This window comes from Plesiomonas sp. (assembly GCF_051650925.1).
Lineage (GTDB): Bacteria > Pseudomonadota > Gammaproteobacteria > Enterobacterales > CAMTGL01 > Plesiomonas.
Window position 1 is genome coordinate 1 of sequence record NZ_JBOFRH010000338.1, and the last position, 8,206, is coordinate 8,206.

Annotated in this window: 6 protein-coding genes; all 6 read right to left on the reverse strand. The window is 50.0% G+C overall.

What is annotated here, in order from left to right:
* Positions 1-3,215 (reverse strand): efflux RND transporter permease subunit (locus ACRC27_RS07855; protein ID WP_438639595.1); only part of this gene is annotated, 3,215 nt, incomplete at its 3' end.
* Positions 3,216-3,248: 33 nt separating this feature from the next.
* Positions 3,249-4,514: an efflux RND transporter periplasmic adaptor subunit gene (locus tag ACRC27_RS07860; RefSeq protein WP_438639596.1), complete on the reverse strand. Its 1,266-nt coding sequence runs from the start codon at positions 4,512-4,514 to the stop codon at positions 3,249-3,251.
* A 466-nt stretch (positions 4,515-4,980) separates the two neighbouring features.
* A complete protein-coding gene (gene proA / locus ACRC27_RS07865) occupies positions 4,981-6,240 on the reverse strand; it encodes a glutamate-5-semialdehyde dehydrogenase (protein WP_438639597.1) in 1,260 nt (419 codons plus the stop codon).
* Between the two features lie 11 nt (positions 6,241-6,251).
* Positions 6,252-7,355: a glutamate 5-kinase gene (gene proB / locus ACRC27_RS07870; RefSeq protein WP_438639598.1), complete on the reverse strand. Its 1,104-nt coding sequence runs from the start codon at positions 7,353-7,355 to the stop codon at positions 6,252-6,254.
* 131 nt (positions 7,356-7,486) lie between these two features.
* The gene (gene crl / locus ACRC27_RS07875) at positions 7,487-7,885 is read right to left on the reverse strand and encodes a sigma factor-binding protein Crl (protein WP_438623754.1); all 399 of its coding nucleotides are present in this window, start codon (positions 7,883-7,885) and stop codon (positions 7,487-7,489) included.
* 63 nt (positions 7,886-7,948) lie between these two features.
* On the reverse strand, positions 7,949-8,206 hold a 258-nt coding region (locus tag ACRC27_RS07880; protein ID WP_438639599.1), incomplete at its 5' end, for an alpha/beta hydrolase.

The following is an 8,206-nucleotide window of genomic DNA, read 5'->3' on the forward strand; positions in this document are numbered from 1 at the left end:
GTTTGAGATAGGGTTGTGGTTGCGGCTGCATCGGCATCAGCCTGCTGATTCGGGTTCGAAAGATCCGGCTGTTGCTCTGCATCCTGCCGATTAGTCTCTTGTTTTTTGCTCTGTTTAGGCTTGGCTAACCGCTCAAACAGCACATAGAACAGCGGGACATAAAACAGTGCCAACGTGGTTGCCCCTATCATGCCGCCGACAATACCCGTACCGATAGAGTGGCGCGAGTTTGCTCCTGCACCGTTCGCCAGCATAAGTGGCAATGTGCCAAGAATAAAAGCCAGTGATGTCATCACAATCGGCCGCAAGCGCAGTTCACCCGCTTCAATAGCTGACTCCAGTAAATTACGCCCTTTGCGATGGTGCAATTCAACGGCGAACTCAATAATCAGTACCGCATTTTTTGCCGCCAACCCAATCAGCACCAGCAAACCTATCTGGAAATAGACATCATTCTCAAGGCCGCGCAGCAAGGTAAATAGCAACGAACCAACCAACCCGAAAGGTACGGCCGTCAGTACGGCGCAAGGCAGTGTCCATGACTCAAATTGTGCAGCAAGGATCAGAAAAACAATCACCAAACCCAGTGCAAACGCAACCGTTGAGGTGCTGCCCGCCTGCTTCTCTTCGTATGCCTGACCTGACCATGCAAAACTGTATCCCGGCGGTAACACCTCTTTTGCGATATCTTCCATCACAGAGATGGCCTGCCCTGAGCTATAACCCTGTGCTGCCGAGCCATTGACCTGTGCGGAAGGAAAACCGTTAAAGTGCGGTACTAAGTCGGGGCCTGCACCGTATCGGGTGTCCATCACCGCAGAGAGCGGGATCATATTCCCCTGATTATTGCGGGTGTATAACTTGCCAAGCCAAACAGGATCATCGCGATAACGCGCTTCAGCTTGCAACACCACATTCCATACTCGGCTAAGATCAAAATATTGGCTAACTGAAGATGAAGCTAAAAATGTTTGCAATGTGCCATAAGCATCTTGAATCGGCACACCCAATAGCATGGCTTTATCACGGCTAATTTCAGCTTTCAGTTGGGTGCTCGAGGCGTTAAATGTTGATGAAAGCCCAGTTAAAGTTGGGTTCTGACGCGCCTTGGCTAAAAACTGATTCGTCACCTGTTGTAATTCAGCCAGTGAGCCATTACTTAAATCCTGTATCCAGAACTGAAAACCACCGGTAGTCCCTAAACCCGGAATTGCCGGAGGGGAGATTGGTAAAATAAATGCCCCCTGAATCCCTTTAGTTTGCTTGGCTATATCCTGCAAAATGGCTTCGGCTGATTGCGAAGCCTCAGAGCGATCACCGAATGATTTGAGTGTCACAAAGAAAGTGGCGGTATTGGTTTTAAAGGAGCTGTCGAGCAGGTTAAAACCGGTAATAGCGGTACGAGTCTCCACATTTGGGTTAGCTGCAAATATGGCATCAAGCTGATCGGTGATCTCTTGTGTCCGGCGAATACTGGCGGCATCAGGTAAAATAACCCCTGCCAACACATAACCCTGATCCTCTTGCGGCACAAAGCTTGAGGGTAAACTGCGGAACATCATGACAATGCAACCAATCATCACCGCCATGAGTACCAGTGCCAGTGTCGAGCGTTGAATGGTTAAGCGTACACCCTGCCCGTAACGGGTGGTCAGTGCGGCAAACTGGCGGTTAAACCAGCCGAAAAAACCACGACTGGCACTGTGGCCCGGTTTAAGAAAAATACCGCACAGTGCAGGAGTTAACGTCAGCGCCACAAACCCCGACAACACCACCGAAATCACGATGGTCACAGCAAACTGCTTATACAGCTGGCCAGTTGTACCGCTTAAAAAGGCAGCAGGGATAAAGACGGAAGAGAGTACTAAAACCACCGACACCAACGCAGTAGAGATCTCGGCCATCGCCTCAAGCGAGGCTTCTTTCGCCGAGAGAAGTTTCTCATGCATTAAACGTTCGACGTTTTCAACCACCACGATAGCATCATCGACCACCAAGCCTATCGCAAGGATCATACCGAACAGTGTCAGTAGGTTGATGGAGAACCCCAGAGCCAGCATACCGACGAATGTTCCTATCAGGGCAACAAACACGGCAACAATTGCGATCATTGTGGCGCGAATACTCTGCAAAAACAGATAGACCACGGCAATCACTAGAATGATGGCTTCAACCAGCGTATGCAGCACATCTTCAATCGATATTCGCACAAAATCTGTGGTATCAAGGGTGATTTTATAATCCAATCCGCTAGGGAAAGTGCTTTTGAGGTTTTTCAGTGTTGCCGAGACATTGTTCGATACATCAAGCGCGTTCGCCCCCGGAGCCAGATACACGGCAATAAAAGTGGCCGGCGTTTGGTTCATCGCGGTATTCACGATGTACTGTTTTAGCCCAAGCTCTGCTCGTGCGACATCTTGTAAACGAACCAGTGCAGCGCCGCTGTTATCCGCCCGTAAAATAATGCTTTCATACTGTTCAGGCTTCACATACGGATTTTGTGTTACCAGCGGATAGGTCAGTTGAGTTGAGGCTTGATTCGGTGCCTGCCCTATTTGACCAGCACTGAACAATTTATTCTGGTTGGAAACGGCCTGCTGAATATCAGATGTAGTAACACCAAGGCTGGCCATTTTTTCAGGGTTCAGCCAGATTCGCATGGCCTGATCTGCGGCCCCTAATACCGAGGCTTGCCCTGCACCCGGTATGCGTTTGATAGCATCAAGCACATAAACGTTAGCGTAGTTTGCAATGTAGTTAGCATCATAGCGGTTTTCAGGAGAGTACACGCCGACCAACATTAGAATGCTGGAGGTTCGCTTTTGTACTTGCACACCGTTTTGCTGCACAGTTTGTGGCAGTTGTGGCAACGCTAAACTTACCCGATTTTGTACCTGCACCTGTGCAATATCAGGGTCGGTATCGAGTGAGAAATAAACACTAATGGTCATCTGCCCATTCGAGGAGCTGCTCGATGTCATATACAACATGTTATCGACACCGTTAATCTGCGCCTCAATCGGCCCCGCTACAGATTGCGACAACGTCTGGGCATCTGCCCCCGGATAGACGGCAGTCACCTGCACTTGCACCGGAGTCATGGTCGGATACTGCTCTATCGGCAGATTTAATGCCGCTATGCTACCCACCAGCACCACAATCAGTGATAACACGCTGGCAAAAATGGGCCGTTCAATAAAGACTCGAGAGAACATGGCTACACCTCAAAAGAGCTGCTTTAACCGGGCTTAATGCGCCGACGTGGTAGACACTGACGGCTTAACGTGTGTTTTTGCCGCCTTATCCGCCGAGTCACCTACCGAACTGCCTGACGAATCGGGCGTTGCACTGATCGGTGTCGGGGCTAATAGAGCATCAGGCCGTAAGGTCATTCCGCCTTTCACCACCACCTGCTCACCGGCTGCTAGCCCTTCGTCAACAATCCAGTCATTGCCGCTGTAATCCCCCATGGTTACGGGGCGATACTCCGCCTTGCTCTCTTTATTGACTACCCAGACAAAATGCCCAGTAGCCCCTTGCATCACCGCCGTTTGTGGTACGGCAATCGCATCAGGCCGTTCAGCCCCTTTTACTGTCACCCGCACAAACTGCCCGGGGCGTAAAGCCCCTTCGGTATTGTTAAAACTGGCCCTGACCAGAAAAGTACCGGTCTGTGAGTTGTACTCTGCATTGGCAAATGTAATGCGACCCGTTTCAGCGTACTGTGAGTTGTCCGACAGTGTCAGTTGCACACTCAGCGAGTTATCCGCGGGTAACTTCAGCAGCCCTTTACGCACCAGTTCATCACGTTTTAATGATTGTGCTTCTGAGATACTAAAATTGACCCACATAGGGGATAGTGCCGCCACATAGGTTAGGCGATCACTGGCTGTTACATAAGTACCTTCATCAATCAACCGCTCACCGCTGATACCGCTCAGTGGTGCTCTGATGGTGGCATAGCTCAAATTCAACTGCGCCTGAACAACCTGTGCCTTAGCCATTTCGACCTGCGCTTGTGCTGCTTTTTCCTGCCCAATAGCCTGATCTAAATCTTTTTTACTGGCGGCATTCTGGGCAGCCAGCGGCTTGATTCTGGCCAGATTTTGCTGTGCTACCAGTAAGTTAGCTTTTTGCTGTGTGAGAGCGGCTTGAGCAGCTTGGAGTAGAGCCTGAAAAGGTTTGGGATCAATCAAAAACAGGGTTTCACCCTGCTTGATAAATGCGCCATCTTTGTACATCTGCTTATCTAAAAAGCCATTCACTCGGGTAACAATATTGACCTGATGTGAGCTTTTCGTCAGCCCGACAAACGAAAAATCAACCGGAACCGACTTTCCCTGCAAAATCTGTACACTCACCGGCATGGCGGGCGCTGCGCTAGCCGATACTGCGGTATCGCTGGCTTTATCTTCACATCCCTGCAATAAAAATAAGGGCAGCAGCAACACCCCCGTTAGAGACCGATGAAACCCAATTCGCCAGTAAGCATTCTCAGAAAAGAAAAAGCGCATGATCATATCCTTGCTGTATTTCAGGAAGTGAACACCCCACAGGGTTTAGGCGGCATCGGGTGTGGTCAGTCTGCGGTGTTGTGTGTTTTACTGGCTATGTTGTTGAGTCACTCTGTGAGTGAGGCGCTATGCGATACAACACAGCCTAGGTATAAACACAGTGGGTACAACACGCATTCGCAGATAACGACAGATTGCATCAATGACGCTTTAATCAGCATAGAAGAGGCGTGCGTATTTTGCGGAAAAAAATAAGAAGGCAAACAAGAAAAAGGGAAAAACCAACCTCGGCACACCGTACAGCAACACACCCTGTACGGTGACAAAACAAAGTAAGTGGATATGATGTTCAGGCAGAATATCTACGTATATTCATACGGTTGCTATTAACTCAATATTCATAGCAATGTGTGAGTAGTTGCTCACACATTGTATATTTAACCTCTGATTGACGCTCAAAAAATCACTAACTGCGGATCAGGTTATTACCGTAGCCAATCCATTTATAGGTTGTTAATGCCTCTAACCCCATCGGGCCACGGGCATGCAATTTTTGTGTGCTCACCGCCACTTCTGCACCTAACCCAAACTGCCCGCCATCGGTAAAGCGCGTACTGGCATTGACATACACGGCAGAAGAGTCAACCTCAAGGGTAAAACGATCCGCGTGGGTAAAGGTCTGGGTCAGAATGCTGTCTGAATGGCTACTGCCATGCTGGTGGATGTGAGCAATCGCCTCATCAATATCGGCAACAATCTTGACGTTAAGATCAAGTGATAACCACTCATCATCATAATCTTGTGCCTGAACCGGAACGACAGTCGCTCGGCTACCAGCCAGCAACGCTGCGCTTTGCGGACAAGCGTGCAGAGTAACCCCCTTGCTGTGCAAGTAATCAGCCAATAACGGTAAAAATGTGGCCGCCACCTCTTGATGAACCAACAACGTCTCCAAGGAGTTACACACACTTGGGCGTTGTACTTTTGCATTATCGATAACTGTAACAGCCGCAGTGAGATCCGCACTAGCATCAACAAAGATATGGCACACGCCAATACCTCCGATAATAACCGGAATGGTTGCCTGCTCACGACAAAGGCGGTGTAACCCACTGCCACCGCGTGGGATTATCATGTCAACATAGCGATCTAAACGCAGCAACTCAGTCACCCGCGCACGATCAGGATCATCAATAGACTGCACCGCACCCGCCGGTAAACCACAGCAACTCAGAGCATGTTGCACCACTGCGACCATCGCCTGATTGGTATGTACCGTCTCTTTTCCACCCCGCAAAATCACCGCATTACCGGTTTTCAGACACAGTGAAGCCACATCAATGGTGACATTCGGGCGAGCTTCATAAATCGTGCCAATCACCCCTAGTGGTACGCGTTTGCGGATTAAATTCAGCCCGCTGCTCAGTTGTTGCCCATCCAGCACTTGTCCGACGGGATCGGCCAGTTTAACCACTGCGCGCACATCATTAGCGATAGCCGTTAAACGCTCAGGGGTCAGCAACAGGCGATCGAGCATCGCAGTACTTAATCCGGCCTGTTTTGCGGCAGTAATATCTTGCGCATTGGCCGCTAAAATAGCCGCACTGCGCGCCTCAAGCTCATCGGCAATGAAGAGCAAGGCGCGATTTTTCTCTGCGGTGGTTAAGGTGGCTAAACGGTAAGAGGCCTGCTTAGCTGCCTTTCCCATCTCGGTTAATTGATTCATCGCTTTCATCCTTAAATCAAAATCATATCGTCACGGTGAATGGCGACCGCGCCGTATTCATAGCCTAAAATATCGCTGATTTGTTGTGACTGGTGTCCGGCGATAAGCGCCAAGGCATCGCTGTTATAGCGGCTCATACCGCGCGCGATCTCTCGCCCATCAATACCGCGAACACGCACCACTTCACCACGCGAAAAATTCCCAGTGACCTGCTGGATACCGCTTGGCAATAGGGAGCTACCACGCGCAACCACTGCGCTTACAGCGCCCATATCCACAATCAGCTCTCCGGCCGGTGGTGGGCCAAAAATCCAGCGTTTACGGTTTTCAAGTGGGGTTTCCTGAGGATGAAAGCGGGTTCCCACTGAAATATCGGCAACCACATCGGCAATTACGCCCGCCTGCTGACCGGCTGCTATCACCACTTCGATTCCGGCACGGTTTGCCACATCTGCTGCCTGCAATTTAGTGCTCATGCCGCCAGTTCCCAGACCGGAAACACTGTCTCCTGCAATCAGACGCAATGACTCGTCAATACCCTGCACTTCACGGATCAGTTCTGCCTGTGGATTACTGCGCGGATCAGCGGTAAATAATCCTGCCTGATCGGTCAGTAAAATCAGCTTATCGGCATCCGCCAGAATTGCCGCCAGCGCAGAGAGATTATCGTTATCGCCCACTTTAATTTCGGTGGTGGCAACAGCATCATTTTCATTGATTACCGGCACGATTTTCTGATCAAGCAGTGCACGCAGCGTATCGCGGGCATTGAGAAAACGCTCACGATCTTCCAAGTCAGCGCGCGTTAGCAACATCTGCCCGATATGTAGACCATAAATCGAAAACAGTTGCTCCCACAACTGAATCAAACGCGTTTGCCCTACCGCAGCCAGCAGTTGCTTAGAAGCCATTGTGGGGGGAAGTTCGGGGTAGCCTAAATGTTCACGTCCGGCGGCTATCGCCCCTGATGTTACTAGCACGATACGGTGACCGGCCTGCTGCATCTGTGCGCACTGGCGCACCAACTCCACCATGTGCGCACGGTTTAGATGGCGCGAGCCGCCGGTGAGCACACTGGTTCCTAATTTCACAACGATAGTCTGACTACGGTTCATGGGGTAATGCCTTGAATCCTAAGATGAAGGAAGTGAACTCTTTTTGTAGCAGCTTGTGGAAGCGCTGCCAACAGACAGCGCTAAAATTCTGAAAACTATTTATCAGCAAAGATGTATGGGGATATGAAACTTTACGCGGCAGTACTCAACTCTCGCCCTGCAATGGCTGCTGCGGGCTGTAAAGAGATATTCAGCAGTTGTAGGCAATCTACCAAACGCGGATAAAAGAGTTGGAGTGTACGCTGGATCTCTTCGGTGATAGCGTCATCAGTAGGATGCTTAGGCAACCAATCGCCTTGGTTATCGTAAAAACCAACCTGATAGTGATACTCAAAACCGCTTTCAGTGGCATCGAGCACCATCCACCATCCCCAAAACTCACGCTTTTCGGTCGGAAGCCGTGGATTGGCGCATACCGCCAAGCAGTCAAAGAAAAACTGCTGCTCCTGACACTGATGCTCACGAATATACGGCCCGAGTGCCGCAAATTTGCGCATTAAACGTGAGCGTGATTGTCCGATAACCTGCATACCTACCTCCTTTGTACGTAATGTCTATTGTTGCCGTACAAGGGGTAATTTAAGCAAGTTGTTTTATATGAGTTTTTGGTCTATCCAATCGGTTATTTGTGCCATTATGCGCTCAAATCCGGTTTGTAACGGGCTGGCGGGGATCTGTATACACTTCCCATCAACCGATGACATGGCGATAAACCGATTCTCCTCTTTTGGTGAAAACAGATCATTATCTACGCCAGCGGCCAGTACCGGTACGCGGCAGCGCCGCCCCAATAACCCTTGGGTTTTTAATGAGTAGCTTTGCAACTCTGCACGCAACAAATCATGCGCACT